Source organism: Pseudactinotalea suaedae, assembly GCF_009733815.1.
Taxonomy (GTDB): Bacteria; Actinomycetota; Actinomycetes; order Actinomycetales; family Beutenbergiaceae; genus Pseudactinotalea; species Pseudactinotalea suaedae.
The window spans coordinates 86,341-113,269 of the sequence record NZ_WNXY01000008.1 but is presented as its reverse complement, the minus strand read 5'-3'; the positions used below and the strand labels follow the sequence as shown (position 1 = coordinate 113,269).

The following is a 26,929-nucleotide window of genomic DNA, read 5'->3' as shown; positions in this document are numbered from 1 at the left end:
TCAACCCTTCAGCCGCTGCTCGAAGACGGCGTACGCCTTGCGCATGTCGGCCTCGCGGTCGAGGGTGACGAAGGGGAGCTCGTAGGTATAGGCGATGCCGCTACCCGGGTGGACAGCGGTGCGTTCCTCCTCGGTGATCGCGTCACCCTTCTTCCGCCACACCGAGAGCACAGAGTTGGGGACCAGGCGACCGTTCTCGTCGTAGAAGTATGTGTTGCGGTCGTAGCCGTAGAGGACCGGAAACTGGGTGCGGTAGATCGTGCACAGCTCATCGGCCGTGAGGCCGAGCGACAGCGCGACCAGCGCGTCGATCTCGAGTAACGCTTGCCGGCGGTCCTCCGCCACCCGTAGCGGCGTGTCCGGTGTCCACTCGGGGCCGACGTCGCCGAGGTCGGCCCAGCCCGAGCGCTCGGGAACGCAAGTCCAAGAGTCGCGCCTGAAGTCTGCGTCGAAGCAGTCCGTCCAAAGCCGCGCGTAGACCTCAGTCAACGCGTTCAGGCGAAGCGCACGCAGGACGACCTCACCGCTTAGCGCCGCGTCCACGTATGGAAGCCGTCCCACGGTGGTTGCAGAGATCGTGGACTTTGGCGCCACACGCACAGCGAAGTCATGCACAAGTGAGGCCGCGAAGCCAGCGATTACTGCCGTCTTTCCCTGTTGACTCGGTAGTGCGAGCGAGCTTACGCCATGAATATGCGCTGCTCCGGGAGGGATCAAGGCAGGTGTGAAGGTTCGCTCTCCCGAGTTTGCCGCCATATTGCGCCAGGCGATACGGTAGAAGTCACGTGCCGAAACTGTCTCTGCCTCTTGACGCAGACCTTCGGCGTCGGCTGGATCGTCCGTGTCGACGGACTGCTTCCAGTGCGTATATGCCGCGTCGTAGCGCGAACGGGCACCTCCTGGCTTGTACTGGGTAATCGGTATTGCTGTCGGCGCGAGTGCCTCAAAGTCTGTGACCGACCAGTCCAGGTTGTGCAACATGGTCTTGTTAGGCTGCTTGTAGAAGGGCGTTGCAACGTGAATGTGTGGGCCTTGAACAATCGCGTCCATCCACGAGTTTGGTGCGCCCCACTCGGTGGCGATGTACCCCGCCCGCCGGTCGCGGCTCTCGTGCCACCCCTCTGAGAAGAAGAAGTCACCGACTCGGCCAGCACGGGCTAGCTTCTCGACCACCATTGACGTCGACCGGTTGACTGCATACACCATCCGCGATTGCGATACGGGGATCGGTGCGGTCTCGAGAACGCTATGCCACACCGAGAGGACACCGATATCCACGTTCATGATACGTCTAGAGTGTGGGCGAACATCCCAGTTTCCAGCGGGATCCTTTAAGCCTGGTTCTTCGCCAGTGCCGTCGTGAACCAGCGACCGAACGGCTGTCTCCGGATGGTATAGCGATGTTGCCTGCAAGAAGGAGGGCTGCCGGGGCGACGCGTATATGTGGACGCCGTAGTTGTTGTGATGATCAACCTCGAAGAGCACCAGCTCATTCACGAAGTGCCAGTGACGACGCAACCGCTCGTACGCTGACGCCCGCAGGAGGCGCGCTCTCTCGTCGGTGAAATGCGACTCGGGGTGGATAAGACCGATGGCGCCGTGGCGCGAACGGTGGCGCCAAGTCGCTTCCATGAAGCAGCGGTACAGATCGGGCTGCAGGCCATCAAGGCGTGGGTAGTTTGGTCGAGCCCCGAGAAACGAGATCGTCGCAGACATCGAGGCTATTCCCTCAATTACGATTGCTGCGCCAGCCGGGCGGGCGAGTGCGCTTTCGAGTTTCGCGCGGACCTCTGACTGCGGCGGCCTGATTGTGAGTTGCCACCATGGGTCGTTCTCAGCGAGCAGTGCGTTGAGGTCAGTACGTGGACGCACCCAGGGCGGGTTACCCAATTGGAGATCGAATCCGCCGCGGCGCGCGAAGACAGGGGCGAAGTCGAGCTCCCAGTGGAAGAACCCTTGCTGCTCTGCGACCGTTGCGCACACATCGAGCCACGGATGCGTCTTGCGTACAGCCTCCGGGTTCAACGCTCCGGCGAACCCGAGGTCGGTCTCCTCGGCAACTCCGAGCTCGGCCCAGTCGGCACCAGATGCAAGAGTCTCGTCGCCGCCACGCCACTTCCTGCCGGACCCAGTCGAGGCGCCATCGCCCTGCCAGCCGAGCAATCCGCGGACGGCATCGATCCACTGCTCGAGGGTCGGCGGATCGATGCGCTCGACCTGCGACTCGCCGTCCTCGCAGACGGTCGTCTGCGTGGTCAGCTCACCGTTGAGCGGCCAGAACCACAGCGCATTCCACGCGTCCATCACGGTGCGAAGCCGCCGATATGCCCCACGCGCGTCGGCTAGAGACTCCTCGATCTCCTCACGGGTGACCGTGCCACCCACTGGCAGGTCTTCGGCGCCCCAGACTTCGATGGGTCGGCGGATCTGCTGCTCGGCAATCGTCAGGCGCCGGAGCGCGAAGTCCCAGAGGCGCTCGGCGCGGTTCGCAAGGCTGGCGAGCTGCTCGACTTGCTTCTTTGACGGCCTCTGCTGCACGTTCCTGCGCCACGTCTTGAGGGCAGCTCGGCTCTCAGGGTTGAGATCTGCGATCACTCTCGCCTCGTTGAGTTCTTCAGAGGACCCCCAGCCCCGGGCTGGCAGCAGGAAGTGGTGGATGCCGGAGAAGGACTCGCCGTCGAGCGGCTGGTCGGTCGGGATGGCCTTGAGCCAGGACTTGTCGGCGACCTGATCGCGCCGGAACGTCGTGCGGCGGCATCCGATGAGGGAGTTGCCGCGTTTGAGGTGCAGGCCGAACCAGGGTGCCTTCAGTCCTTCGCCCATGGTGTCGAGCCAAAGCGAGATCTCTGCCAGTTCCACCGCAGTCGCGTTGAGGTCGACGCCGTACACGTTGTGCAGGGCGAGGTAGGCCTTGACCTTCTGCAGTTCGCGTGGGTAGTCGTCGGGGTCGATCCGTTGACCTAGCTCCTCCTGCCGCCGCCGTAGGTATTGCTCCGCAAGCTGACGCACCGCTTCGATCGCGAACGCTCCGGACCCGAGTGCCGGCTCGCAGACGGTGAGGTCGAGGATGTCGCGGGCGGGGGTCGTGGTGTCGTCCTGGTCCAGCAGCTCCTCGAGCGCCTGTCCCACCGTGAACCGGGTCAGCACCTCCGGCGTGTAGTACGACGCCGACTGCTGCCGCTCCCGACCGGAGAGCCGGAACACGAACGTGCCGCGCCTGTGCAGCACACGCTTCGGCTCACCCGTCACGGGGTCCTCGGTGCGGACGAAGTCCTTCTCGTCGATCGAGTCCGCCCGGTGGGTGGGGACCACCCACGAACCTTTCTCCGAGTCGCCACCCTTGGCGACCTCGTACAGGTCGTCCTCCGCGAAGAAGCCGGTGTAGCTCATGAGGCCCTCGTACACCGCACCCAGCTGGTTGATGCCGAGCTCGGCGTAGGAGATGAAGCCCCGGTCCTTGCCGCGCGACGCCTTGCTCAGCAGCAGGTGCTGCAGCACCTGCTGGAGCGCTGCGTTGCCGAGGCCGACCTCGTCGATGTGAGCCGTAGCCCTGTGCTCGAACAGGTCGGCGCGCAGCGCGCGGAAGGTGAGCCCGTCCCCGATGGTGCCGTCATCGCCCTCGTGAGCGCCGCCGTCGTGCCCTTCATCGACCAGACGGAACAACGCGGCGAGCGAGGCGTACAGGTGAGTGCCGCTCTGCTTGCGCGGTGAGGCGAGCTCGACCTGGACCAGGTCACGCAGCCGGTCCAGGCTGTAGCCGGCCTCGTACGCCGGGACACCCGAGGGCAGCACCCCCAGCTCCGGGGACGCCTCCGCATACAGCAGGAACAGGATCCGGTACAGGAACCGCAGCGACTGCTTCGCCAGCGGCTGCGCCTCACTCTGCGGCAGCGGCGCCAGCCCCTGCGCCCTGCGACGCAGCACCACCTCGTTCGCGATGATCTCGATCGACAGCCGCACGCCCTCGCGCAGGTCCTTCGAGACCCCGACGGTGTGCTTGATCGACTCCTCGAGTGTGCCGGTCCACCAGATGGCGCCCTCGGCGTCGGGTGCGAGCGAGGCAGCATCCAGGCAGGTGAGCGCGGTGTCGGTCTCACCACCCCTGGTGTCGTCCGCGCGCTCGGCGACCAGCTGCATGTCGACGGCCAGGTAGCGGCCCTCGGGCCAGCGGGTTCGCTCCGCAACGAGCGCGACGCCGCCGGCGAGGACGAGCGCGAAGGCGGGTGCGTCGTCGTCGACGAACAGGTGCGAGAGCAGCCGTGCGACCGAGACGATCCGGGTCTTCTCATCGACGTCGTAGGGGGTCAGCAGCGTGGCTGCGTCCTTAGCCAGCAGGTCGTCCACCTCGGAGACCGCGACGGCCTCGACGATGACCAGCGGTGCGGCGCCGGTGAGCCCGGCGGTCGACAGAGCGACGACCGGGCCGTGGCGCTCTTGGCTCAATCCGATACGCGTGTAGCCGAGGACCTCTCGCAGTCTCTCGTAGAGGGCCGGGAGCTCGGCCTGTTCGCCGTCTTCGGTGAGGGTGCTCAGTGCGGACAGCAGATCGCGGCGGGCGTCGAGGTAGCGCTGGCGGGTGCTGTCGTGCCCCTCGGCGCGAGCCTCGTCCCACACCTTGCGACGCTCGAGCACCTTGGCGCGGAACGACTCCTTGCGGGAGTCGGTGGTCATGAAGTGCTCGCTGATCCAGCTCTCGCCGACGACGATCGCGTCGCTCGCCGCCATCAGGCTGCCCCTCCCGTGGTCCACCCGGGTTCGTCCGGCACCACCACGAGCAGCGGGCGCAGCAAGGTGCGCTCAGGCCGCATCGCCTGCGCGATCTCGGTCTCCTCGGAGACATCCCGCGTCCGCTGCTTGATCGCCTCCCGCTGGATCAGGGCTTCGGCCGCGCGCGTCCACTGCTCGGATCGGGCGATCCAGGCATCGACACGCCTTTTCGTCTCGTGTCCGATGGCTTCGATCTGGTCTCCCACCTGAACCGCGGCAGCGTCGACGGCGGGAGAAATGAACTCGTTCAGGTGGTCGAGGCGCGGGACCGACCCGGTGTTGGTGTCGAGGAGGTCTAGCGCCCCGACGGCGTCGCTCGCCGAGGCGAACGGGGTCACCAGAGGTCGGGCGGTCGGGTTACCCGAGAGGAAGGTGGCGTGCAGATAGGAGGCCGCAACCACCTGGCCGCGGGCGTTGGTGAGTGTGGCTTGCAGCAGCACTGTCGGGGCGTCGACGTCCCCGCGGACGGCGAACACGTGGCCGCGGCCTAACTCGGCCAGGGCACGGTCAGCGGCCCAGTCGAGGACCGGGTGGAGGGGTGCGAGGTAGTGGGCCTCTGGCCACGCGGAGGTGGACTCGGCGGCGACTGCTTGGGCGAGCACGGTCTTGCCCCGTTCGACCGTGGTGGCCAGACGCAGCCGGTCGGTCACTTGTCGGTCCCGCAGGTACGACTGCGGGAGCACCTGCAGCCGCTGCCGCAGATCGGGAGGCGGGGTGAGGGTCGCGATGGCGTGGGTGGGCTCGGTCTTCCACTCCACGCCGTTCTCCGGGGGGAGACCTGGTGTCTTGAAGGCCTGGTGCAGGGCCGAGTCCAGGAAGGCGACCTCGCCGTCGAACAGGCCCGACCCGGCCACGCTCTGCGGCGAGGGACTCGGGTGGGGAACTGCGTCGTCGTCGTCCATCCCGAGGCTGAGAAGGCGGGCGAGGAAGCCGTCGACGCCGTCGGCGTCGACGACCTCGTCGACGGTGCGGACGGTCTCCTCGAAGGAGCGGGCGCCGCGGATGACGTCGCGGATCGCATCCTCCTCGGCCTTGACGTCGTAGGTGCCCATGAGCGAGGCGGTGTCGCCGAGCGCGGTGTGCGCCTCGTGCTCGCGCTCGACGAGGCGGGTCAGCACGCGGATGTCGCCGCCAAAGCGTTCGGTGCTGGGCGAGAGCAGCAGCGTGGTGAGGCGGGGTTGCTTTCGTTGCCCGTACCGGTCGATACGACCGTTGCGCTGCTCGATGCGGATGAGGCTCCACGGGATGTCGAAGTGGATGAGGTGATGGCACTGGGTATGGAGGTTGACACCCTCGGATGCGACGTCGCCGGTCACGAGGACGCGCGCGCGAGAGGAGGCGAGCTTGAAGTCCTCGACGGTGTCCTGCTGCTCGACGTCGGAGAGGCCGCCGTGCATCAGCTTGACCTGACCGTCGGCGAGGCCGAGGTCGCGCTGGAGGTTTCCCTGGAGCCAGGTGAGGGTGGCGATGCGCTCGGCGAACACGACGGCGCGGGTGTCGCCGTTGTTGCCGACGCCGATCTCGCGGAGGTGCTTGAGGAGCTCCTGGTACTTGGCGGAGGGCTGCTCGAGGGCTTGCTGTGCGAGGTCCTTGAGGGTGTCGAGGGCGGCGCGCTCGCGAGCGGCGGCCTGGGTGTCGTTGGCGGATATGCGTGACTGTCGGTCGGTGACCGTGGCGAGGAGAGCCGCGGGTGAGGAGAGGAACGCCTTGGCGAGGGTCCAGGCGAAGAGGGTGCTGCCCGAGCCGGAGTACGGGCCGCTGCCGGTCGGCCACAGCCAGGTGTGCTCGAGCTCCTCGGCGATGGCGTCCTCGCCGGGGGACGGGTCGACGATGCGGAGGTCCGGGGGAAGGCGTTCGGCCCAGTCCGAACCAACGACGCTGGCGACATCCGGGGAGTGCCGGTGCCGGCGGATGACGAGCCGCTTGACCTCGCTCTCGATGAGGTCGCCCTGGGGCGTCACAGCGCTCGGCTCGAGCATGCGGATGAGCTCGGCGAAGGACTCGGCGCGGCCGTTGTGCGGGGTGGCGGAGGCGAGGATGAGGGCGTCGGTCTGCCGGGAGAGCAGGGTGGCGAGCCGGTTGTTGAGGGTGGCGCTGTTGGTGACGTTGTGGGACTCGTCGATGACGACGGCGTCCCAGCGGTGACGGCGCAGGTGGTTGATGTAGGTGTCCGACTTCAGGGTGTCGATGGAGATGATGACGCGCTTGAAGTAGGTGAACGGGTTGCGGGTCGCCGGGAGCAGCTGACGGATGCGCTGGATGCCGTTCGAGTCCAGGCGGACGAACGGGAGGGCGAACCGGGTCCAGAGCTCGAACTGCATCTGCTCCAAGACGTGCCGGGGCGTGACGACGAGGATGCGGTCACCGCGGCCACGACGAACCAGCTCCGCGAGGATCATGCCGATCTCGAGGGTCTTGCCGAGCCCGACGGCGTCCGCTAGGAGGATCCGCGGGCGCAGGTTGGCGGGGTCCAGGGCCTGGCGGACGGCCTTGAGCTGGTATTCGAGTGGGTCGGCGAGGGCGCGGTGGGCGACCGTGAGCTCTCGCTGGTCGATCGGGACCGGCGTCTTGCGGAGCATCGCCTCGAGCCAGATACGGCTTCGACGGAAACCGGGAGAGTCATCGGCTTGGACCTTGGTGAGGCGCGGGTCTGACTCGACGACCGTGTCGATCGCGGTGGAGAAAGTGGCGGTGGTGTCCTTCGTGATGCCGGTCAGGCCGTAGACGTGGACGAACCAGCCGTCGGTGGTTCGGTCGGCGCCTGTGACGAGCCACTCCTCGTCTCGGATCACGACCGTGGATCCGGGGGCGGCGTTGAAGGTGGTGCTCCTGCGTGCGGGCTCGGCCCTATCGCGGAGGTTGCCGTCGACTGTCAACTCTCACCCCTTGGTCCGTTGCCTCGATTGGAGCGTAGCGGCGGCCGCGGATTCTCTCGCAGCTGACGGACCTGCAAGCTCATACACGGAGATCCTCCGGCCAGCGCGCCGCGGAAAACGATCGAGACTTCGGATGAGGAACCGGCGAGTCTCGGAGGTCAAGGTTGCCGGGTGTCGGCGCAAGATTCGATGAGATCTCTGCCGCGCCGGACGCAGGCGTAGGAGCTTACGCCCCTCGCAAGCGACTAGGGTTGAGAGGTCCTGGAGTAGGTGCCAGGCCGAACTTCGGAGGGACGCATCATGGCACTGGACCAGATCACCAAGGCGCTTGTTGATGAGTATTTGAACGAAGCCAACATGCCTTCGCAGGGCGAACCTACCGATTACGAGCGATTCGCCGCCTTCGTTCTTCTCAGCCCCCACATCGACGCAGCGGTCGACTACACAAACGTGATGTGCGGATCGGGCGGTGACACAGGACTCGATGCGGTCGGAATAGTTGTGAACGGAGAGCTAGTCTCCGACATCGATGATGTAGAAGCTCTGTCGGCTTCCGGATCTACCCTTGATGTGACATACATATTCATTCAGACGGAGACAGCAACCTCGTTCTCCACAGCTAAGATCGGACAGATCGCTTTTGGCGTCAAGGACTTCTTCGCCGAAGTTCCAAGCCTCGCACAAAATGACATTGTTAAGAATGCTTCGGAAGTCTCTCGTCAGATCCTCTCGAATGCCCGCCTCTTCAGAAATGGGAACCCGACCTGTTCTGTCTACTATGTAACTTCGGGCAGATGGACCGACGATAATGATCTGTCGGTTCGCGTTGCGGCCGCGCGGAGTGATATCGATGAGCTCAACCTGTTTTCAGCCGTCCAGTTCACTCCTCTCGGAGCTAGGGAGATGCAGCGCCGGTACCAAAGTTTGCGAACCGGGGTTGAGAAGGAGTTCACATTCCAGAATAGAATTGCCTTACCTGACATACAGGGAGTAGCAGAAGCCCACCTCGGGTATATCCCCGCAGCCGACCTCTTGACCGTTCTTGGAGACGAGGACGGCAACCTGATGTCTACAGCGTTCTACGAAAACGTTCGCGATTTCCAGGGCGAGTCCAACGCAGTCAACGCCGAGATTGCTAAGACCCTTGGAAGCGATAGTCGCGGTCAGTTCCCATTATTGAACAATGGTGTCACGATCATTGCAAAATCGGTACGCCAAGTAGGCACTAGATTTGTAATTCAAGACTTTCAGGTGGTCAACGGCTGCCAGACGTGCAATGTGCTCTGGACGAACCGGGACGCCCTCGATCCGACGGTGCTCGTTCCGCTACGCCTTATCAGTACAGACGACGAGGATGTAATCGTTGCTATCATCCGCGCTACCAACCGGCAGACCGAAGTCAAGGAAGAGCAGTTCTTCGCGACCAGTGACTACCTGAAGCAGCTCGAGCTCTTCTTTGATAGCACACCCACGGACCGGCGACTGTTTCTCGAGCGGAGGTCAAAGCAACACGCAAACGCGCCGGTAGAGCGGACGCGTGTCGTTCCCTTCAACAACTTGGTGCGAGCGTTTGCTTCCGTCATCCTAGACGACCCGCATCGGGCAACGAGGAATTACCGTCAATTGCTCGAGCGCATTCCCCAAGACATCCTGAATCCGAACCATCGGCCCGCTGTGTACATGGCCGCTGCCTCAGCGCTCTACAGGTTGGAATTCTTGTTCCGCAACGGAGCGCTGGACCGCCGCTTCACTCCGGCCAAGTACCATCTACTGCTGGCTAGTCGCCTGATAGCTGAGCCTAAGGTCCCAAAAATGCTGAATGGGTCGGAAGCTGATCGGTGGGCCTCTCGGCTCATTGACCTGTACTGGAACGCGCCCAAGGCAGAAGGTGTCTTCCGGGCAGCAGCCCAGACTATCGACGTGCTCGCACAGGGAGACCTGTCGCGAGACCGCATCCGGACGCTCCCCTTTACGGAGCAAGTCCTGCGCCACTACGCAACGACATCGCCGTAGGGGTCGCGCCAGTGTAGTGATGTGGCAGCAGTAGCGAATCGGACGAGAAATGAACTCTTTGCTCTTGCTTCTCCTTTTACTTCGGAGCTCGTGATTCGGTTGTTCCGGCTCCTTGTCGGACGTCCCAAGCGACGCGGACCAGTCTGGCGGCGCGCCCGCCCTGCGGCAGGCTCTCTATCGCCGACTAAGCGTCCAAGAGACATAACGCTCCAGCTGAGCCATTAATTGGACACCCGACTTGTCCCTTTCCGTGATCGCCTAAATATCAGTTCGTGGTCCCGGAAGAGTGGGGACGCATCTGCGAAGTCGTGAGGTTGAAGTGCTACCGCGGCGTAGTTGCGATCACTTCGGCTCGGATGATCGCGCTGGTCACTTGAGCGCCAACCGTTGAGTTGAACTTCTGTCGATGAAGCTCGCGTTCAACTAGAGATGGAGCGTGATATGGATCGAACCGACGATGAACGCATCCTGAAAATGCACGCGAATACGGACGAGATCCGAGCGCTGTGGTGCCGCGCCAAGATCCTGCTTCTGCTGTCTTTCGCTCGGCCAGGGTGACGGTCGTGTTGAGTCGCCTAGGCGGCGGGCCTGCCCGCTGCCCGGCTACTGAGCAGTGAAAGGCGGCGGGCTCCGTTGATGGTCTGGGTCTGCGAAAGTCCGCCGGGCCGATTTAGAGTGAACCTTGCCCATTGGTTGCCTCGTGTGGGTAGCGTCCGACCATGTACGTGGCGTCGGCGGGTCGGCAGTTGCGAGCGGTCGCGATCGCCGTGTCAAAGGTGCGGCCGGTGTTCGACCCGGTGGCGGGTGATGTGCGGGTCTCTGGTCAGTGTCGCGTGGACCTCTTCGAGGGCGGGCTCACGTTCGGGAAGCTTGACCTCTCGGTGCTCCTGGCGATCCAGTTGTACGCGCAGGTGGGAATGCTGTCGGATGCCCTGCGAGGTGCGGCGCGGCTGCTCGAGGACGAGCAGGTGCGTTTGGCGTGGCTGGGGCCTGCTGAAGATCGTAGGGGCGGTGATGGAAGGGGTGGTTACGGCCGTCGAGTCGTTCGCCTCGTACGTCGGTTCGGATGCCGGACCGGCCCGCGCTGCGGCCGCTGTGCTGGTGCGGCAGCCGGCGACTTGAGGCGCATTGGGAAGCTCAGCCATCTGCCGTCGCCCGCGAGCGTCACAACAGTCGGCTGCCAGATCCTTGCCTTCGCCTGGACAAGTGACCAGGTCGGCAAAGCGCCGCCGGACGTTGTTGCTCAAATGGGAACTTGGGGGCGTGGGTAGCACGGCCCTTACCCCCCATCATTGTCCACCTCCTGCTCGGAGGGCCGAGGCCCCCTCTAACGCGAGGTGCTGAGTCCCCGACCGGCAGCGTCGATGACCCGGTCGACCAGTTCAACCGCTGCGCAGACGTGTCGCAACTGCCTTGACGTCGTCCTGATCGATCAGCGGTGACCATCCACCCGGGTGGTGGAAGCCGAGAGCTACCGTGACCTCATGCGTACGCGGCGCCGGGAAGTGCTGACGCGCTGGCTGCTGCCGCTGGCCGCCGCCGCGCTCCTGGCCGCCGTGGTCGCACTCGCCGGCGGGTTCCGAGAGGCCCGCGGTGACGCCGGGCCAGCCGCAGAGCCGGGCGAGCAGATCAGCCTCGCCCGGTGGCACGTCACCGTGCGCGAGGTCGAGCTGGTCAACACCACGGCTGCTGGCTCGCCCACCGACACCGCACTGCGCGTGCACCTGACCGTCACCCTCACCGGCGAGGAGTCCCAGTTCGCGCTCCCCACCGGGCTCGTGAGCGTCGTGGTCCCGGGCGGCCCGGCCCCCAGCGCGGGGTTCGAGGCTGGCGACGTGTGGGCCAACCAGCTCGACCCCGATGTCGCCCGCACCTACGTGCTCGACCACCCCTGGCCCGCGCCCGGCGAGGACGGCGAGCAGGAGGCCGTCGCCGCGGTTCCGGACACCGTTGCCGTGGTGGTCCGGGACGAGACCTACGACGAGGGTCCGCTGTTCGGGTGGGAGTGGGGACTGGGCGACGTCGCCGCCGTCGTCAGCGTCCCCGTCACCGACAACCGGGTCGAGCCGTGAGCCGCTGGCGCGGATGGTCGGCGCTCGTGTGCTGCCTCGCCGGGGTCGCGGCGCTCACGATCATCACCGCGGACCGCGAGGTGTCGGTGCCCGTCAGCTACGCCGACGTCGCGGTCGGTGAGGCCGGAAGCTCCACCGACTTCGACGCACATGTCCTCGACGTGCGGGTCACTCAGGCGGTGCTGCGCGACGAGTACTCCGAACCGCTCACCACGGCAGCCCGGTTCGTCGTCGTCGACCTCACTGCCGACGCCCGCACCGACGACGTCTCGTTCAGCGGTGACGTCTGGCTCCTCACCACGACCGGGCACCGCTACGGTCCGCGACCGGAGTTCAGCCGCGGCCATCCGCCGTCCATCGAACCCGGCTTCACCGCGACCGGCACCTACGTCTTCCAGGTGCCGGCCGACCGCCTCGACGGCGCACGGCTGCTGGTGGAGCCACCCACCCCGCTCTTCCTCACCTATGACGTCACGGTGCGGGTCGACCTGGGCCTCACCGACGACACCCCGTTGCTGCTCGAGCCAGTGATGCTGCCATCTCCCAGCACGGAGGCGACGCGATGACGGCGGTCCGGCGGTTCCGGCTCGCGCTCGCCGCCGCGGTGCTGTTCGCGCTCGCGGTGGCCGGATGGCAGGCCGCGCTGCACTGGTCCGCCCGCAACCCGGTACCCGACGCAACCATAGGCCTCGGCGAGACCGCCGAGGTGGACGGCTCCACGTTCCGGCTCGACAGCATCGACGCCGTCCCGCAGCTACCGGCGATGGAAGACGACCAAGCTCCGGTCGAGGCGCCCCCGGGTGCGCTGCTCGTCCAGGTCGTCATCACCACCGAGATCGTCGGCAGCGACGTCGATCCCGCCAGCCACTACTGCGACGCGACCGCGTACGACGAGGCCGGCCGATCCTGGCGCCCGGACAGCCTCGGCTACACCGTGGCCGGACCGGCGGCCCACTCCTGCCACGGCACCAGCGAGGAGCCGATCCGCCCGGGCGAGCCGCTCGCCGTCGGGTTCGTCTTCGTGATGCCGGCCGACGCCGTGGAGGACCTGTACGTGGACCTGCAGCTCGGCTACGAGGGCGGGATGGTGCGGTTGACGGGCTGAGGCGGCTCCGCCGTCGGGCCGTCGTCGAGCGCCCGGCCGGACCCTTGCCGCACGCCCGCGACCTTGACGACCGCGCGGTCGAAGGCCGCCGCGTACAGCGCCACCGACGCGGTGAGGAACACCGCGCCGAGCACGAGGGCGAAGAACGGCTCGAGCGCGAACGTGACGTCGTCGGGCTGCGGACCGGCCAGCCGCACCAGCCCCTCGGACGCCCACACCTCACCCGCCCACAGCACGGTGGCGAGCACCAGGTAGACGCCCACGAACCGCGGGCCGGCGCGCCAGACGAGGCGCAGTGCGTTGGCGACCGGCAGGTACTTGTGGCGGAGGTCGTCGGTCGCGAGCGCGATCAGCGTGGGCACGGCGCCCGCCTGCACGCCGGTGCGCCCCGTCACGGAGTCGAGACGACCGGCGGCAGCCTCCAGGCGGGTCCCGGCCAGAACGTCGCGGCCGCGGAGCTCTCGCCAGCCGAACACAGTGGCGGCCAGCGCGAGCCACATCAGCGGCAGCAGCACGCGCTCGGACGTCGCGGGCAGCAGCGTGGTCCAGAACCAGGTGACGGCGCCGCGCAGGGCATCGGGCAGGCTCTCGCCGAACCAGAGCTGCCAGTCGGGGAGCCGGTCGAGCACGCCACGCCACGCCTGCCCGATCCACACCGAGACCATCCGCCCCTGCCACCAGTCACGGACCTGGCCGGCGCCGATGCCGAGCGCGACGAACAGACCGAACACGGCGGTGCCGTCGGCGACGATCGAGACGATGCGCAGCCCGAGCTGGACGCCGTCGCGAGCGCGCACCCGGGCGCGGAGCAGGGTGATCAGCTTGCCGGTGAGCCAGGCGCCCACGGTGAGGGCGGCGTAGAAGCCGAGGCGTTCGGGGGCGAAGCTGATCGACCAGCTGTCGGGCTCGGTGAGACCCTCGCGGCTGATGTTGGCGAAGAAGAGGTCGGACACCTCGTCCTCCACCAGCCCCCACACGGAGTAGACGGCGAGGAACGGACCGAGCGCCAGGGCGAGGACGTCCATGCCGCGCTCGCGGGTGACGAGCGGGTGCGGCACGTGGTCGAGGGCCGCGCCGGGTTCGAGATGCTGCGGGGTCCACGGGGCCTGCTTGACCGAGTGGAGCATCATCACCAGGCAGGCCAGCCAGCCGAGGACGCCGAGCACGAACAGCATCGTGGCGAGGAGCTGGTGGGCACTGCCGACGACAGCGGACGCCTGCTGCCCGAGGTGATGCACGCCGAACCCGACGCAGAACCACAGCAGCAGGCGCGGATAGGTGCACCACCAGAGGGCGGCGGTGTCGCGGGCGAGGGTCCAGAGCTCGGTCAGGGTGCGCATGCCCGGCACCTGTTCGAGGTCCGACGGCGGAGCGGGGTCCGCACGATGCTCGCCCTGGGCATGTCGCTCAGTATGGCCGTGCAACCCCAGCCGATGCGCCCAGCGGGTGAGGCTGCGGATCACGGGAGGCGCCGACCGCCGGCTGACCTGGCTATCGGCAGCCGGTCGACCAGTAGCCAGCGGAATCGAGTGCGCTCCGGTCACGATCGACGGGGCGCTGAGACCACGCGCTCCTACCCACGCCTACGCTGACCCCGATGGGGAGGCGACGATGACGACGGCGGGGTCGGCGAGGCCGACGATGCACGATGTCGCGCGCCTCGCGGGGGTGTCGCAGAAGACCGTGTCGAACGTGCTCAACGACTACGCCTACGTCCGGAGCTCGACACGGGAGCGGGTGATGGCCGCCGTCGAGGAGCTCGGCTACCGGATGAACACGAGCGCCCGGACCCTGCGCACCGGTCGGCACGGCGTGATCGGGTGTGCTTTGCCCTATCTGCAGGCGGAGTACTTCGCTGAGCTCGCCGACGCCGTGATCGACGCGGCCAAGAAGCACGGATGGCGGGTGCTCATCGAGCAGACCGGCGGTCTGCGCGAGCGCGAGCTCGAGGTGCTCACCGGCTTCCGTAGCGGCCTGGACGGACTGATCATGGCGCCCACCACGCTCGCGGAGCCCGACGCCGCACTGCTCGCCGACGAGTTCCCCGTGGTGCTGCTGAACGAGAACAGCCTCGGCGACGCCGTCGACAGCGTCGCGATGGCTCACTACGAGGGCTCCTACGCAGCCACCCAGCACCTCATCGCCGGCGGGCGCACCGCGATCGCCGCCATCGGTGCGCACCCTCAGGAGCTGGAGGGGAGCGCCGTCGCCCGGCTGCAGGGCTACAGCGCGGCGCTGCTCGACGCCGGCCTCGAGCTCGACCGACGCCGGATCGCCCCGACCACCCTCTGGCACCGCCGAGAGGGGGCGGACGCAGCCGCACAGCTGCTCACGCTCGCCGACGGCGTCGACGCGATCTTCTGCTTCAACGACGCGCTCGCCCTCGGCGCCATGCGCACGGTGCTGGCCTCGGGCAGGCGCATCCCCGACGACGTCGCCCTCATCGGCTTCGACGACATCGAAGCGGCCTCCTACGCCACCCCGTCACTCAGCTCGGTCGCCCCGGGAAGCAAGGGCATGGCGGACGCCGCCGTCACGATGCTCGCCGACCGGCTCGCCGGACGCGTGCCTGCGCGAGCGACATCGGCCGGGTATCGGCTTGTGGTCCGCGAGTCCACCGGCTGGTAGCAGCAGGCCCTTGACAGCGGTGCGCAGGTCCGATCTACTACGTCGCACTACTACGTAGTAAATCGGAAGCGCGACTCGAAGGAGAGACCCATGCGCACCAGGAACAGCATCGTCGTCGGGGGACTCGCAGCGGCGCTGGCGCTGGCCGCCTGCGGATCGGACACCGACGCCGGCGGCGGCGACGGGCCGCTGACCATCACCTTCTGGAACTCCTACACCGCGTCCGACCGCCCGGCGGTCGAAGCGCTGGTCGAGCAGTTCAACGACTCGCAGGAGGACGTCGTCGTCGAGATGACGATCCAGCCGAACGACGTGCTCAGCGACACCCTGCTCCCCGCCTACCAGGCTGGGCAGGGCCCCACGATCGTCGCGCTCGACGCCTCTCTCGTGCCGTCCTACGTCGACATGGGTGTGTTCCAGCCGGTCGACGACTTCTACGAGGGTGACGTCGACGCCGCCCTGCTGCCGGAGGCCAGCCTGACAGCCACCACGTACGAGGACCAGCAGTGGGGCATCCCGTTCGGGGCCACGCCCACGATGCTCTACTGGAACAAGGAGCTGTTCGCGGCGGCCGGAGTCGAAGGCCCCCCGACCACGATGGACGAGATGGCCGACGCCGCCGTCGCGATCACCGACCCCGCGGCCGGCGTCTACGGCATCGCGATCCCCGACCGCGAGGCTCCCAGCGTCTGGGCCCAGCTCCTGTGGGCCGACGGCGGTGGTGTCGTCAGCGAGGACCGCACCCAGTCGGTCTTCGGCAGCGAGGAGTCGATCGCCGCCGTCACCCGATGGAGCGATCTCATGATCGACGGCGGGATCTCACCGGTGGGGTTGAACGGCGTCGACGCCGACACCCTGTTCGGTGCCGGCGACGCCGCGATGCTGATCAACGGCCCGTGGGTCTCGGCCGGCTTCACGGAGGCCGGGCTGGACTACGGCATCGCACCGGTGCCCGCCGGCTCCGCCACCCAGAGCGCTGTGGCGATCAGCACGAACGTGCACCTCAACGCGGACGCCGACGACGACGAGCGGGCGGGCGCCTACGCGTTCATGGCGTTCTGGAACTCGCCCGAGTCCCAGACCTACTGGGCGCTCAACACCGGCTACCCGCCGAACCGGTCCGACGTCGACCCGGCGACCCTCGCCGAGAACCCGACCGCCCAGGCGTTCGCGGCCGAGACCGGCTCGCGCTTCTACCTCGGCGGTCTGATGGCCGCGGCGCAGATCGACTCGGACGTGGTGGTCCCGACCATCCAGCGCATCACCGCGGGCGAGGGGACCGCCGCCGAGCTGATGCCGCCCGCGTCCGACCAGATCGACGAGCTGCTCGCGCCTTGACCGCGGCGACCAGCACCCGGGTGCGGCCCGGCGCCGTCGAACGGCGTCGGGCACGGACCGCCTGGATGTTCCTCGCACCGGCCGGCGTGGTGCTGCTGCTGTTCGTCATCTGGCCGATGCTGAACGCGGCTGCGACCTCGTTGACCGACGCCCGGCTGATCGGCGGCGGCGACTGGGTGGGGCTGCAGAACTACCGGGACCTGCTCGACGACGACCGCTTCCTCGGCGCCCTGCAGAACACGATCGTCTACGCGCTCGTCACCACCCCGGTCTCGGTGGCGCTCGCGCTGGCCCTCGCGGTGGCGCTGAACCGTGCCGTCCCGCTGCGCGGGGTGGTGCGCTCGGCCATGTTCCTGCCGTTCGTCGCGTCGCTGTCGATCACCGCGATCGCCTGGTCGTTCCTGCTGGACGCCCAGGTGGGCGCCGTCATCTCGTGGCTCGAGGCGCTCGGACTCGACACCGGGAACGGGCTCCGGGACCCGAGGTTCGCGTTGCCGGCCGTCATGTTCGTGGGGGTCTGGCGCAACGTCGGCTTCTTCATGGTGATGTTCATCGCGGGGCTCCAGTCGATCCCGAAGGAGATCCGCGAAGCAGCGGTCGTCGACGGCGCGGGGGCCTGGCGCCGCTTCCACACGATCACGCTGCCGCTGCTGTCGAACACCACGATGTTCGTCACCGTCATCGCCGCCATCTTCAGCTTCCAGGCCTTCGACCAGATGTACGTCATGACCGGCGGCGGGCCGTTCTTCCGGTCCGAGACCCTCGTCATGCTCATCTACAGCCGCGGCTTCGAGGACTACGACATGGGGTCGGCCACCGCGATCTCCTGGGTGCTCGTCGCGATCGTCATGCTGATCAGCCTCCTTCAGCTCGCCTACTTCCGACGCCGCGAGGTGAGGTACTGATGCACCGGTTGCGTGCGCTTTCGGGGCGCCGGCTCGTCGCCGCCGTGCTGCTGGCCGCTCTCCTCGCGGTTGCGGTGGCGGTCGCGCTGCTGCCGTTCGTCTGGATGCTCAGTGCCTCGCTGCGGCCGCGCGGCGACCTGATCGCGAACCCCACGTCGCTGGTCCCCGGCATCTGGACGTGGGACAACTACCGGGCGATCTGGGAGCAGATCCCGTTCGGCCGGCAGCTCGGCAACACGGCACTGTTCGCCGGCTCGGTCGCGGTGATCTCGGTGACGCTGGACTCGATGGCCGGCTACGCGCTGGCACGGTTCGCCTTCCGCGGCCGCACCGTGGTGCTGGTGGCCGTGATCGCGATGCTGATGCTGCCGCCACAGGTGACGCTCGTGCCGCTCTACGGGGTGCTGGTGGACCTGGGTTGGGTCAACACCTACCAAGGCCTGATCGTCCCGCGCGCCGCAGACGCGTTCGGCATCTTCTTCATGCGGCAGTTCTTCCTTGCGCTGCCGCGCGACCTGGAGGACGCCGGTCGTGTCGACGGCGCGTCAGAGCTGCGGATCTACGGCCGGGTGATGCTGCCGCTGGCATGGCCTGCGCTGCTCACGGTCGGGCTGTTCAACCTGCTCAACAACTGGAACGACCTGCTGTGGCCGCTCGTGGTCACCACCCAGACGGACATGCGGACGCTGCCGGCCGGGCTCGCCCTCTTCAAGGGTGAGCACGTCAGCGACTACGGGCTGCTGATGGCGGGGTCGGTGCTGGCCCTGCTGCCGATGCTCGCCCTGTTCTTCGTCGTGCAACGCAGGTTCATCGAAGGCATCGCCACGACCGGGCTCAAGTAGCCACACATCGAGAGGACCACCATGCCCTGGTACGACGACGACACGAGGCTGCGCTTCGCCGTCGGCATCGAGGACACGTTCATCCCCCAGACGCCGTTCGGCGAGCGGGGCCTGGACGAGTACGAGATGACCCAGCACTACCACTTCTGGCACTCCGACCTCGCCCTGGCGGTCGAGGCCGGGGCGAGCATGGTCCGGTGGGGCGTGCCCTGGTACCGGGTGAACCCGGCGCCTGGTCAGTGGGACTGGAGCTGGCTCGACCGGGTGGCCGCACGGTTCCAGGAGCTGGGCCTGACCTGCATCGTCGACCTCATGCACTACGGGACGCCCACCTGGCTGGAGAACGAGTTCGTCCACCAGGACTACCCGAACCGCGTGGCCGAGTACGCGGCTCAGGTCGCCGCGCGGTACCGCGGTGTGTTCGACGTCTTCACCCCCCTGAACGAGCCGATGCTCAACGCGATCTACTGCGGCGAGTCCGGGTACTGGCCGCCGTACCTGCGCGGGAATGACGGGCTCGTCCAGCTCGTGCGAGCTCTCGGCCAGGGCATCGTCAGGTCGCAGCACGCGATCGCGGCGGAGTCCAGCGAGGCGAGCTTCGTGCACGTCGAGGCGTCGTTCCGGTTCGCGCCGTCACCCGACGGCACCGACGAGGAGCGCCTGGGCTTCCTGCGTGAGCGGGCGTACCTGATCCAGGACCTGGTCACCGGCCGGGTCGGTGAGGGTCACCCGCTGCTCGGCTACCTGCAGCAGCACGGGTTCACCGACGCCGACGTCGAGTCCTTCCTCGCCCGGCCTGCCCATCCGGACGTGATGGGCGTGAACTACTACCCGGCGCTGTCGACCGAGCTCGTGGCGGCCGAGGACCCCCACGACGGCGGCCCTCGCGATCCGCGGCCCCGCACCAGCGCCTGGACGGAGGGCCTGGAGGATGTCCTCACGTCCTTCGCCCAGCGCTACGAGCGCCCCGTGTTCCTCACCGAGACGTGCTGGACCGGCACCCACGCCGAGCGCATCGCGTGGCTCGACGCCTCGGTGGCGTGCGTCGAGGAGCTTCGGGACCGCGGCGTCCCCGTGCTCGGGTACACGTGGTGGTCGCTGTTCGACATGTACGAGTGGCCCTACCGCGACGGCCGCGGCAGCCTCGACGACTACCAGCTGCCGATGGGCCTGTGGGACCTGCGCCGTGACGGTGCAGGGATCCTGCAGCGGATCAAGAATCCCGTCGCCGAGCGGTTCGCCGAGCACGCCCGTCGATGGTCGGACGGCGGGTCGCCGGGAGCGTGAAGGTCAGCGCTTGCTGAGATCGATCGAGTTCGCGTTGTTCTTCGCGTCGGACTTGGACTTCTTGTCCGCGCGCTTCTCCTTGAGGGACTTCGCGGCGACGGTCTTCTGACCAGTCTTGCGCGGGGACTTATCCGTCATGATGACCTCCCGGTGATGGGAGGCAGACGCCTCTCATCTCCGCAGCGTACGCGAGCCACCCTGCCCCCGCATGCGAGAGCGGCGCAGATTCCTCGCCCTGACCTGTCCGATCCGGGTACACCTGTTCGTGGAGGAGATGAGCAGCCCACCAGGGGCGGCCACGACCCCAGGAGATGAGCAGCGATGCAGTACCTCGTGTCTGTGATCCATGACAGCGACGCCCTCGCCGACTCCGACGAGATGGCGGCGATCGACGCCTTCAACGACAAGCTGCAGGCCCAGGGCAGCTGGGTCTTCGCCGGCGGGCTCGCCGCGCCGGAGGCCTCCACCGTGATCGACAACCGCGGCGAGTCGCCGGTGCTCACCGACGGCCCGTTCCTGGAGACCAAGGAGTTCGTGATCGGCTTCTGGATCATGGAAGCCCCCGACCTCGACGCGGTCCTTCAGCTCGCCGCCGAAGGCTCACGCGCGTGCAACCGCAAGCTCGAGGTGCGGCCCATCCGGTGACCAGCGCCGCCGAGGCGCTCACCCGGGCCCACCAGCAGGAGTGGGCCCGGGTGGTCGGATCGCTCACGCGCCGGTTCGGCGACCTCGACCTGGCCGAGGACGCCGCGGCCGAGGCGTTCGCGACCGCCGTCGAGACATGGCCCACCGACGGCGTCCCACCCAACCCGGGCGGCTGGCTCACCACCACCGCCTCCCGGAAGGCCATCGACCGGCTCCGGCGCGAGCGCAAGCGCGACGGCAAGCACCAGGAGGCGCTCGTGGTGCATGACGACTCCCCACCCGAACCCCTCGGGCCGGTCGACGACGACCGGTTGCGTCTGATCTTCGTCTGCGCCCACCCGGCGCTCGCGATGGAGGCGCGCGTCGCGCTCACCCTGCGCATGGTCGGCGGCCTCACGGTCGCCGAGATCGCCCGCGCCTTCCTCGTCCAGGAGGTCGCGATGGCGCGCCGCATCACGCGCGCCAAAGCCAAGATCGCGGCCGCTCACATCCCCTATCGGGTGCCGACGGCGCAGGACCTGCCTCAGCGGGTCGACGGCGTCCTGGCCGTTCTCTACCTCGTGCTCAACGAGGGTTACCTCGCCTCGGGCCCGGACGCCGACCCGCTCCGCCCGGACCTGACCGCCGAGGCGATCCGCCTCACCCGGCTGCTGCGCGAGCTGCTGCCCGACGACGGCGAGGTCGCCGGGTTGCTCGCGCTGATGCTGCTCACCGAGGCCAGGCGGCCGGCGCGTGTGTCGGCCGACGGCGAGCTGGTCAGCCTCGCCGAGCAGGACCGCGGCGCGTGGCACGCCGACCTGATCGCCGAAGGCCATCGGCTGGTCCGGGAGCGGCTCGCCTCCGGGCGGCCGCCGGGGCGGTACCAGCTCCTCGCCGCGATCAACGCCGTGCACACCGACGCCCGCGACGTGCGCGACGCCGACTGGTCGCAGGTCGTCGCGCTCTACGACCAGCTGGTGCGGCTGGACCCCTCACCGGTGGTGGCGCTCAACCGGGCGGTCGCGGTGGCGGAGGTCGACGGACCTGACGTGGCGCTCGCCGCCGTCGACCGCCTCGCCGACGCCCTGACCGGCTACCGCGCCTTCCACGCCACCCGCGCCGACCTGCTGCGCAGGCTCGGTCGCAGCGCCGAGTCCCGTGCCGCCTACGACGCCGCGATCGCCCTCGGCGGCAACGCCGCCGAGACCGCCTACCTCAGCCGCCGCCGGGACCGGTTGGCGCCACCCCGGTGAGCCGGACAGCTCGGAAACGCGGGCGCATGCCGATGACTCGCCCGCTCCCGATCACGGCGCAGCCGCAGGGCCTGCACGCGAATCTGGCCTGGCTCCGTCGAGCCGTCGACTGGCTCAACCGCGAGCCCGTCACCCTGCGCGTGGCGAGCAATCGAGTGCCTCCAGGACGTCGTCGGCCCGCCTGAGCGTCTCGCCCACGCCGATCTTGCGCCGTGGCTGCACGATGGCTCCTTCCTCCATCTGGCGCAACGGCAGGTAGACGTTGGGTTGACACTGACGCCGAGCTTCTCGGCCGCTGTCGCTGCCGTGACGACGGTCCGAAATACCACGCCGTCGAGCAAGCGCCACGCGTTGCTGGGCGGTCAATCGAGCGAACCAGCAGCTGGATCTCGTCGAGCTCCGATGCAAGCTCCCGTGCGCTGGTGACTGCCGAGAGGCCGCGTGCGCGAACGACGAGACGATCGGTTCGATGTCGCACGACCGGTACGTCATCAACGTCTGGTGGTAGTCGTCGACGTCGGCGAGGGGCCCGGCATAGGCGCGCGCAGCAACGGATCGGGTGATCCCGATGTGCCGGAGCATCGACTGCGCGAGCGCACGGCCGACTCGCCCGTCGCCGTCGGAGAACGTCTGGATCGTCTCGAACTGAGCGTGCGCAATCGCGACCTGGACGAACGGTGCGAGGGCAGATCGGGCGGCGAAGGTGATGAGATCGTCGATCAGATCTGGGATCGCGTCAACGGGAGGCGGCACGTACCCAGCCCCGATGAGCGAATCCGATCGCAGGGCGATCCAGATCGGCTCGCACGCACTCGCCCAGCGTGTGCTGACTGCCCCATTGGGACAGCGTGGATGCCCAGCACGTGCTCGATCGAGATCGCTCGGGCGAGGCCGATCGCTGCCGTTCGCTCAGGACCGACCGAGGGTTCAGATGATCGATCTGGAACGACGAGGAGGCCTCCAATCTCAGCTGCAGGGGCCCGAACGCCTGCACGTGATGACCGAGCTCGGCGTCGAAGCGCGTGAGCTAGGTCGTCACGTCCCGTGCGGGTGCTGAGATCTCCGGAGCGAGCGTGGATCGAGGTGCCGATCCGCGCCGATATCGACGCCTCATCTGGTTTGGCTCGCCTACCTCGCCGCAGGGCCGTTGCGCGCCAGATCTGCGCCACTGGCTGCACAGCTGGCCAGGTGGCGCGCGCCAGAGTTCCGGATCCGCTGCTGGTACAGAGGCCTTCCTTCGAGCGTTGGCACTCCAGTGCTCGAGTACTCAGAGCGATTGGGCGTCCCGTTCTGAGTTTCGAGACGCCACTACAGCTGACGCCGGGACCAGCCCCGCGCACGTGCGCCGCCAGCGGTGACGGGTCGTACACGGACCGCCATCCGAGGCCTACGTCGCGGTGATTGGCAGCCAGGCCGCCAACCTCGAGAGCGGCCGAGCGGCACGGGCACCGCGCGTGAAGTACTCGGACCGCTACCGCGTCACCGGTACCGCGGTAGGTGTCCGACTGCCCGGACCCTCGGTCAGAGTCGAACACCCGAGACGACATGGGGAAAGGGCGGAACGTTGTAGGTCCCGACCCCGCCACCTGGATAACACCGGCTTCAATGAGGCGAGTGCCGCTCGTTCCTGCAGGCGGCCGCGAGCGAGAAGCAAGCCGTGTCACCGCGAACCAATCCAGTACGCCTTGGCGCGCCCCGGCGTCCACGTCAGGCCAGGATGGTGCCTAGTTCAGAGGCGGAGGGTACAACTACTAGCCTAGATCAATCAGCGTAGTGTAGCCTTGGTAATCACCCGTTAAGCGTATGCTCACCATTTCCGCCCAGTGTCGAGTGTGAATTCTGAATACCGAGCTCATGCTGCTTCGCTGCCAGATCACGAGGATGGGAAGATGTACGACGTTGACTTTCTGGCGGTAGAGAACGAGACGCGCGACGGAACGAAAAGTGGCGACGCCATCATCGTGAATATACCTGATCGTGTCACGAGCGTGCAGCGCCGGGTCATCGTTGACGCAGGATTCGCGGCTACAGGGCAAACCGTTGTGAACAAGTTCCGCAACTGGTACGGCTCTGACGCTGTCGACCTAGTCATATCGACGCACCCGGACAGTGACCACCTCAACGGGCTCCAGACTGTCATTGAGACTCTCAACGTAGGTGAATTGATGCTACACCTGCCTTGGGAACATGATATAAGAGCGCACAAGATGGGAAACTACGAGCGTATCGTAGATCTTCAAAAAGCCGCTGCTCGGCGCGGAACAAGAATCACAGAACCGTTTGCAGGTATTGAGAGATTCTCAGGTGCGCTCACAGTTCTGGGCCCAACGAGGACCTTCTACGAGGCGCAACTGCGAGCGGCCATCGACGAAGTTGAAACTGGTGCTGCCTCCACCCGGGTGACGCAGTCCATGCTCAGCGCCCTACTTGCAGCCGGGAAACAACTCCTCGAAAAAAGTCTCAGCTACTTCCCGGTCGAGACTCTCGACGATGTCGATGACACGGGGCCCCGCAATCAAACGAGCGTTGTGACGCTCGTGACGACGCCTGACCGCCGGATGATGCTGACCGGGGACGCCGGTATCGCCGCGCTCGCTGCTGCCGCTGACGTTTACGAAGGGACTGTCGGGCCATTCGGCGCGTTTCCCCTCGCTTTCTTTCAGGCCCCGCACCACGGCAGCAAGCACAACCTTGGCCCGGCCATCCTGGATAGGATTCTGGGCCAGCGCGGCGCGGCCTACGCGGAAGTGTCAGCCTTTATCTCGAGCGCGAAAGCTTCAGACAAGCACCCGTCTCCAAAAGTGACCAACGCTTTAGGCCGGCGCGGCGCCACTGTGATCGCGACGGAAGGGAAAAATATTCATCACGGCGAAAGTAGCCGTCCCGGATATACCCCCTGCACGCCCGTTGGACCGCTTATGGAAGACGATGACGTGTGACTAAGGCGGCCCCTGTTTTCGACGAGTACAACCTAAAGGCGCGCGTTTTTCCGGCAATGCTGGTAGGAGCACCACTACTGACCCTAGCGCCTTTCGTCGCAGCAGAGCCAATTGTGGGGTCCGTGTCTAGTCTAATGTTTCTTGGCGTGTCAGCACTTTGTGCACAACTGCTGCTTTACAGCGGTCGCGCTACCGAGCTCCGCCTGTTGAAAGAGTGGGGTGGCTTCCCTACTACCCTCCTCCTTTTACACGACGGCACCGATTCTCCTGCCTTGCGGTCTCGGAGGCGCGCCAACGTTGAACGAGTCGCGGGCGTCTCATTGCCGAGCGCGCGACGGGAGCGTGCACACCCAGCCGACGCGCGCGAAGAATATGCGCACGCGGTAAGCCTGTGTATCGACCGCGTTCGTACTGGGGAGCAAGGATCGCGCCTTCTTCAGATAGAGAATATTGCATACGGGTTCCGGCGGAATTTGCGCGCTGGGCGGAAGTTGGGGATCCTAATCTCGCTTCTGTCGCTAATAGGTACAGTAGTACTAGCATCTTTGTTCGAGATGCCGGCCGTCGGAGCTGGGCTGGCCGTTGTCAACCTGGCAGCATTGTTGACATGGCTGTTCGCAATCAGCGATTCCTGGGTGAGCGATCAGGCCGAGAAGTATGCTCAACGCTTCTTCCGTACACTTGACGGCGTTGCTGATTGACCAGCATCGAGTGAACATGTCCAGTCGGACCGGACGTGGCGCTCGCCGCCGTCGATCGCCTCGCCGACGCCCTGACCGGCTACCGCGCCTTCCACGCCACCCACGCCGACCTGCTGCGCCGGCTCGGTCGCAGCGCCGAGTCCCGCGCCGCCTACGACGCCGCGATCGCGCTCGGTGGCAACGCCGCCGAGACCGCCTACCTCACCCGCCGCCGGGACCAGCTCACGCGGTCCCGGTGAGCTGAGCGGCACCGACCTGGCGGTGGCCCATCGCCTCTCATCGGCATGTCGGCCGACTCAGCCGCGAGCACGCCGCCCTGCTCGCGCGGCGAAGCGATCGAGTGCCTCGAGGACGTCGTCGGCTCGCCAGAGGAAGTCACCCAAGCCGTGCTCGCGCCGGGACTGGACGATGCCTGCTTCCTCCAGCTGTCGCAGCGAAGGATAGATGTTGGGTCGACTGACGCCGAGCTCCTCCGCCGCCGTCGCTGCCGTGACCACGGGGCGAGAGATGAGGAGATCGAGCAGTCGCCATGCATTGCTCGACCTGCGGGCCGTGAGCCGAGCGGACCAGTCCCGGTGGATGTCGTCGAGCTCGGTCACCAGCTGTCGAGAGTTTGCTACGGCGCGTGAGGCCGCGTGCGCGAACGAGGAGACGATCGGCTCGATGTCGCCCGACCGGTAGGCCGTCAAACCTCCGTGGTAGCCGTCGAGGTCGGCGAGCAACCCGGCAGAGACCGGCACGGCGACGGACCGGGTGATGCCGGCGTGCCGCAGCATCGATTGCGCGAGTGCACGGCCAACCCTGCCGTTGCCGTCGGGGAACGGGTGGATCGTCTCGAACTGAGCGTGCGCGATCGCGACCTGGACGAACGGGTCCAGGTCCGACCGGGCGGTGAACGCGACGAGGTCGTCGATCAGATCCGGGATCGCCTCGGCAGGCGCTGCCACGTACTCGGCTCCGATCGGCGAGTCCGATCGCGTGCCGATCCAGACCGGCTCCGCACGCCATTCACCCGGCGTGTGCTGCGGCTGGTCGTGCATCAGGACGGCGTGCATGCGCAGCATGTGCTCGGTCGCGATCGGGCCGGCGAGGTCGATCGCCGCCGTCAGCGCTCGGGTGTTGGCAACGATCTCGGCGGCGTTGCGACTGCCCTTGCCCCCAGCTTCGGCGGTCAGGATCGACCGAGCGCTGGCCGTCAGATCCTCGATCTGGGACGACGACGACGCCTCCGATCTGAGCAGCAGCGGTGCGAACGTCTCTACGCGATGACCGAGCTCGGCGTCGAATCGCGTCAGCTCAGCCGTCGCATCGCGCGCGAGTGCTGCGGTCTCCGGAGCCAGCCTCGGAGTGAGGGCGGCGATTCGCGCTGAGAGCGATGCCTCGTACGGCTTGCCCGCATCCCGCCCCAGCGTGGCAGTCGGGTGCCAGATCTGCGCGACCGGCTGGACCGCCGGCCACGTCGAGCCAGCGCCCCGGATCGCGTCACTCATACGGGAGGCCCTCTCGTTGTATGAGTAACTCTAGTACTCATAACGAAGCAACGTCTGGTTCTGAGTGCTAAGCATTGACAGGTGACCGT

At 67.1% G+C, this 26,929-nt stretch carries 21 protein-coding genes; 14 read left to right on the top strand and 7 right to left on the bottom strand.

All coding sequences use genetic code 11. From position 1 onward, the window contains the following. Positions 1-4,725, bottom strand: a complete 4,725-nt coding sequence (locus GPA04_RS13825) for a class I SAM-dependent DNA methyltransferase (protein ID WP_156224771.1) — start codon at positions 4,723-4,725, stop codon at positions 1-3. After that, complete coding sequence (locus tag GPA04_RS13820; protein ID WP_156224770.1) at positions 4,725-7,643, bottom strand: helicase-related protein; 2,919 nt, start codon at positions 7,641-7,643, stop codon at positions 4,725-4,727. Before GPA04_RS13820 ends, GPA04_RS13825 begins: the two co-directional genes overlap by 1 nt. Positions 7,644-7,943: 300 nt before the next feature. Between GPA04_RS13820 and GPA04_RS13815 the strand changes: the two genes are divergently transcribed. Further along, positions 7,944-9,656, top strand: a complete 1,713-nt coding sequence (locus tag GPA04_RS13815; RefSeq protein ID WP_156224769.1) for an AIPR family protein — start codon at positions 7,944-7,946, stop codon at positions 9,654-9,656. Between the two features lie 770 nt (positions 9,657-10,426). Here the strand turns inward: GPA04_RS13815 and GPA04_RS21230 are convergent. Further along, positions 10,427-10,801 (bottom strand): hypothetical protein, encoded by a 375-nt coding sequence (locus GPA04_RS21230; RefSeq protein ID WP_156224768.1) that lies wholly within the window; start codon positions 10,799-10,801, stop codon positions 10,427-10,429. Positions 10,802-11,140: 339 nt separating this feature from the next. On the opposite strand from GPA04_RS21230, the gene GPA04_RS13805 reads away from it, so the two are divergent. From GPA04_RS13805 to GPA04_RS13795, 3 genes are read left to right on the top strand one after another with little or no spacing between them, the layout of a single operon-like run. Continuing rightward, a complete protein-coding gene (locus tag GPA04_RS13805) occupies positions 11,141-11,728 on the top strand; it encodes a hypothetical protein (RefSeq protein ID WP_156224767.1) in 588 nt (195 codons plus the stop codon). Continuing rightward, on the top strand, positions 11,725-12,294 hold the full coding sequence (locus GPA04_RS13800; RefSeq protein ID WP_156224766.1) for a hypothetical protein: 570 nt from the start codon (positions 11,725-11,727) through the stop codon (positions 12,292-12,294). The genes GPA04_RS13805 and GPA04_RS13800 overlap by 4 nt, the downstream gene beginning before the upstream one ends. Continuing rightward, positions 12,291-12,833, top strand: a complete 543-nt coding sequence (locus GPA04_RS13795; protein WP_156224765.1) for a hypothetical protein — start codon at positions 12,291-12,293, stop codon at positions 12,831-12,833. Before GPA04_RS13800 ends, GPA04_RS13795 begins: the two co-directional genes overlap by 4 nt. Here GPA04_RS13795 and GPA04_RS13790 read toward each other — a convergent pair. After that, entirely contained in the window at positions 12,800-14,173 is a 1,374-nt protein-coding gene (locus GPA04_RS13790) for a hypothetical protein (RefSeq protein WP_156224764.1), read from the bottom strand. The two genes, GPA04_RS13795 and GPA04_RS13790, sit on opposite strands and share 34 nt — an antisense overlap. A gap of 271 nt (positions 14,174-14,444) precedes the next feature. On the opposite strand from GPA04_RS13790, the gene GPA04_RS13785 reads away from it, so the two are divergent. The 5 genes from GPA04_RS13785 to GPA04_RS13765 all read left to right on the top strand — a co-directional run bounded on the left by GPA04_RS13785 (position 14,445) and on the right by GPA04_RS13765 (position 19,833). Further along, entirely contained in the window at positions 14,445-15,461 is a 1,017-nt protein-coding gene (locus GPA04_RS13785; protein ID WP_241680799.1) for a LacI family DNA-binding transcriptional regulator, read from the top strand. Positions 15,462-15,551: 90 nt separating this feature from the next. Beyond that, positions 15,552-16,799, top strand: a complete 1,248-nt coding sequence (locus GPA04_RS13780; protein ID WP_156224763.1) for an ABC transporter substrate-binding protein — start codon at positions 15,552-15,554, stop codon at positions 16,797-16,799. After that, positions 16,796-17,704, top strand: coding sequence for a carbohydrate ABC transporter permease (locus GPA04_RS13775; RefSeq protein WP_241680798.1), 909 nt, complete (start codon positions 16,796-16,798; stop codon positions 17,702-17,704). Before GPA04_RS13780 ends, GPA04_RS13775 begins: the two co-directional genes overlap by 4 nt. Beyond that, a complete protein-coding gene (locus GPA04_RS13770; RefSeq protein ID WP_156224762.1) occupies positions 17,704-18,546 on the top strand; it encodes a carbohydrate ABC transporter permease in 843 nt (280 codons plus the stop codon). The genes GPA04_RS13775 and GPA04_RS13770 overlap by 1 nt, the downstream gene beginning before the upstream one ends. 21 nt (positions 18,547-18,567) lie before the next feature. Next, complete coding sequence (locus GPA04_RS13765; protein ID WP_156224761.1) at positions 18,568-19,833, top strand: family 1 glycosylhydrolase; 1,266 nt, start codon at positions 18,568-18,570, stop codon at positions 19,831-19,833. A gap of 3 nt (positions 19,834-19,836) precedes the next feature. Here GPA04_RS13765 and GPA04_RS21440 read toward each other — a convergent pair whose 3' ends face one another. Next, positions 19,837-19,971, bottom strand: a complete 135-nt coding sequence (locus GPA04_RS21440; RefSeq protein ID WP_277754308.1) for a hypothetical protein — start codon at positions 19,969-19,971, stop codon at positions 19,837-19,839. A gap of 195 nt (positions 19,972-20,166) precedes the next feature. On the opposite strand from GPA04_RS21440, the gene GPA04_RS13760 reads away from it, so the two are divergent. Together GPA04_RS13760 and GPA04_RS13755 are read left to right on the top strand one after the other, a co-directional pair. Further along, the gene (locus GPA04_RS13760) at positions 20,167-20,478 is read left to right on the top strand and encodes a YciI family protein (protein ID WP_436277914.1); all 312 of its coding nucleotides are present in this window, start codon (positions 20,167-20,169) and stop codon (positions 20,476-20,478) included. Continuing rightward, the gene (locus GPA04_RS13755; protein ID WP_156224759.1) at positions 20,475-21,710 is read left to right on the top strand and encodes an RNA polymerase sigma factor; all 1,236 of its coding nucleotides are present in this window, start codon (positions 20,475-20,477) and stop codon (positions 21,708-21,710) included. Before GPA04_RS13760 ends, GPA04_RS13755 begins: the two co-directional genes overlap by 4 nt. Before the next feature lie 129 nt (positions 21,711-21,839). Here GPA04_RS13755 and GPA04_RS13750 read toward each other — a convergent pair whose 3' ends face one another. Continuing rightward, the gene (locus tag GPA04_RS13750) at positions 21,840-22,478 is read right to left on the bottom strand and encodes a Fic family protein (protein WP_277754317.1); all 639 of its coding nucleotides are present in this window, start codon (positions 22,476-22,478) and stop codon (positions 21,840-21,842) included. Positions 22,479-23,599: 1,121 nt separating this feature from the next. On the opposite strand from GPA04_RS13750, the gene GPA04_RS13745 reads away from it, so the two are divergent. The 3 genes from GPA04_RS13745 to GPA04_RS13740 all read left to right on the top strand — a co-directional run bounded on the left by GPA04_RS13745 (position 23,600) and on the right by GPA04_RS13740 (position 25,589). After that, positions 23,600-24,649 (top strand): ComEC/Rec2 family competence protein, encoded by a 1,050-nt coding sequence (locus GPA04_RS13745; protein WP_156224757.1) that lies wholly within the window; start codon positions 23,600-23,602, stop codon positions 24,647-24,649. A 554-nt stretch (positions 24,650-25,203) separates the two neighbouring features. Beyond that, positions 25,204-25,350 (top strand): hypothetical protein, encoded by a 147-nt coding sequence (locus GPA04_RS21015; protein WP_162458610.1) that lies wholly within the window; start codon positions 25,204-25,206, stop codon positions 25,348-25,350. Between the two features lie 35 nt (positions 25,351-25,385). Then, positions 25,386-25,589, top strand: a complete 204-nt coding sequence (locus tag GPA04_RS13740) for a hypothetical protein (protein ID WP_241680797.1) — start codon at positions 25,386-25,388, stop codon at positions 25,587-25,589. A gap of 57 nt (positions 25,590-25,646) precedes the next feature. Here the strand turns inward: GPA04_RS13740 and GPA04_RS13735 are convergent, their stop codons facing one another. After that, complete coding sequence (locus GPA04_RS13735; protein WP_156224756.1) at positions 25,647-26,840, bottom strand: Fic family protein; 1,194 nt, start codon at positions 26,838-26,840, stop codon at positions 25,647-25,649. Positions 26,841-26,929 lie beyond the last annotated feature (89 nt).

Coding starts and splice junctions, on each gene's coding strand:
- GPA04_RS13815 (WP_156224769.1), top strand. CDS start 7,944: ATGGCACTGGACCAGATCACCAAGGCGCTTGTTGATGAGTATTTGAAC.
- GPA04_RS13805 (WP_156224767.1), top strand. CDS start 11,141: ATGCGTACGCGGCGCCGGGAAGTGCTGACGCGCTGGCTGCTGCCGCTG.
- GPA04_RS21015 (WP_162458610.1), top strand. CDS start 25,204: ATGCCGGCCGTCGGAGCTGGGCTGGCCGTTGTCAACCTGGCAGCATTG.
- GPA04_RS21440 (WP_277754308.1), bottom strand. CDS start 19,971: ATGACGGATAAGTCCCCGCGCAAGACTGGTCAGAAGACCGTCGCCGCG.
- GPA04_RS13765 (WP_156224761.1), top strand. CDS start 18,568: ATGCCCTGGTACGACGACGACACGAGGCTGCGCTTCGCCGTCGGCATC.
- GPA04_RS13770 (WP_156224762.1), top strand. CDS start 17,704: ATGCACCGGTTGCGTGCGCTTTCGGGGCGCCGGCTCGTCGCCGCCGTG.
- GPA04_RS13735 (WP_156224756.1), bottom strand. CDS start 26,840: ATGAGTGACGCGATCCGGGGCGCTGGCTCGACGTGGCCGGCGGTCCAG.
- GPA04_RS13790 (WP_156224764.1), bottom strand. CDS start 14,173: ATGCGCACCCTGACCGAGCTCTGGACCCTCGCCCGCGACACCGCCGCC.
- GPA04_RS13795 (WP_156224765.1), top strand. CDS start 12,291: ATGACGGCGGTCCGGCGGTTCCGGCTCGCGCTCGCCGCCGCGGTGCTG.
- GPA04_RS13785 (WP_241680799.1), top strand. CDS start 14,445: ATGACGACGGCGGGGTCGGCGAGGCCGACGATGCACGATGTCGCGCGC.
- GPA04_RS13780 (WP_156224763.1), top strand. CDS start 15,552: ATGCGCACCAGGAACAGCATCGTCGTCGGGGGACTCGCAGCGGCGCTG.
- GPA04_RS13825 (WP_156224771.1), bottom strand. CDS start 4,725: ATGGCGGCGAGCGACGCGATCGTCGTCGGCGAGAGCTGGATCAGCGAG.
- GPA04_RS13745 (WP_156224757.1), top strand. CDS start 23,600: ATGTACGACGTTGACTTTCTGGCGGTAGAGAACGAGACGCGCGACGGA.
- GPA04_RS21230 (WP_156224768.1), bottom strand. CDS start 10,801: ATGGCTGAGCTTCCCAATGCGCCTCAAGTCGCCGGCTGCCGCACCAGC.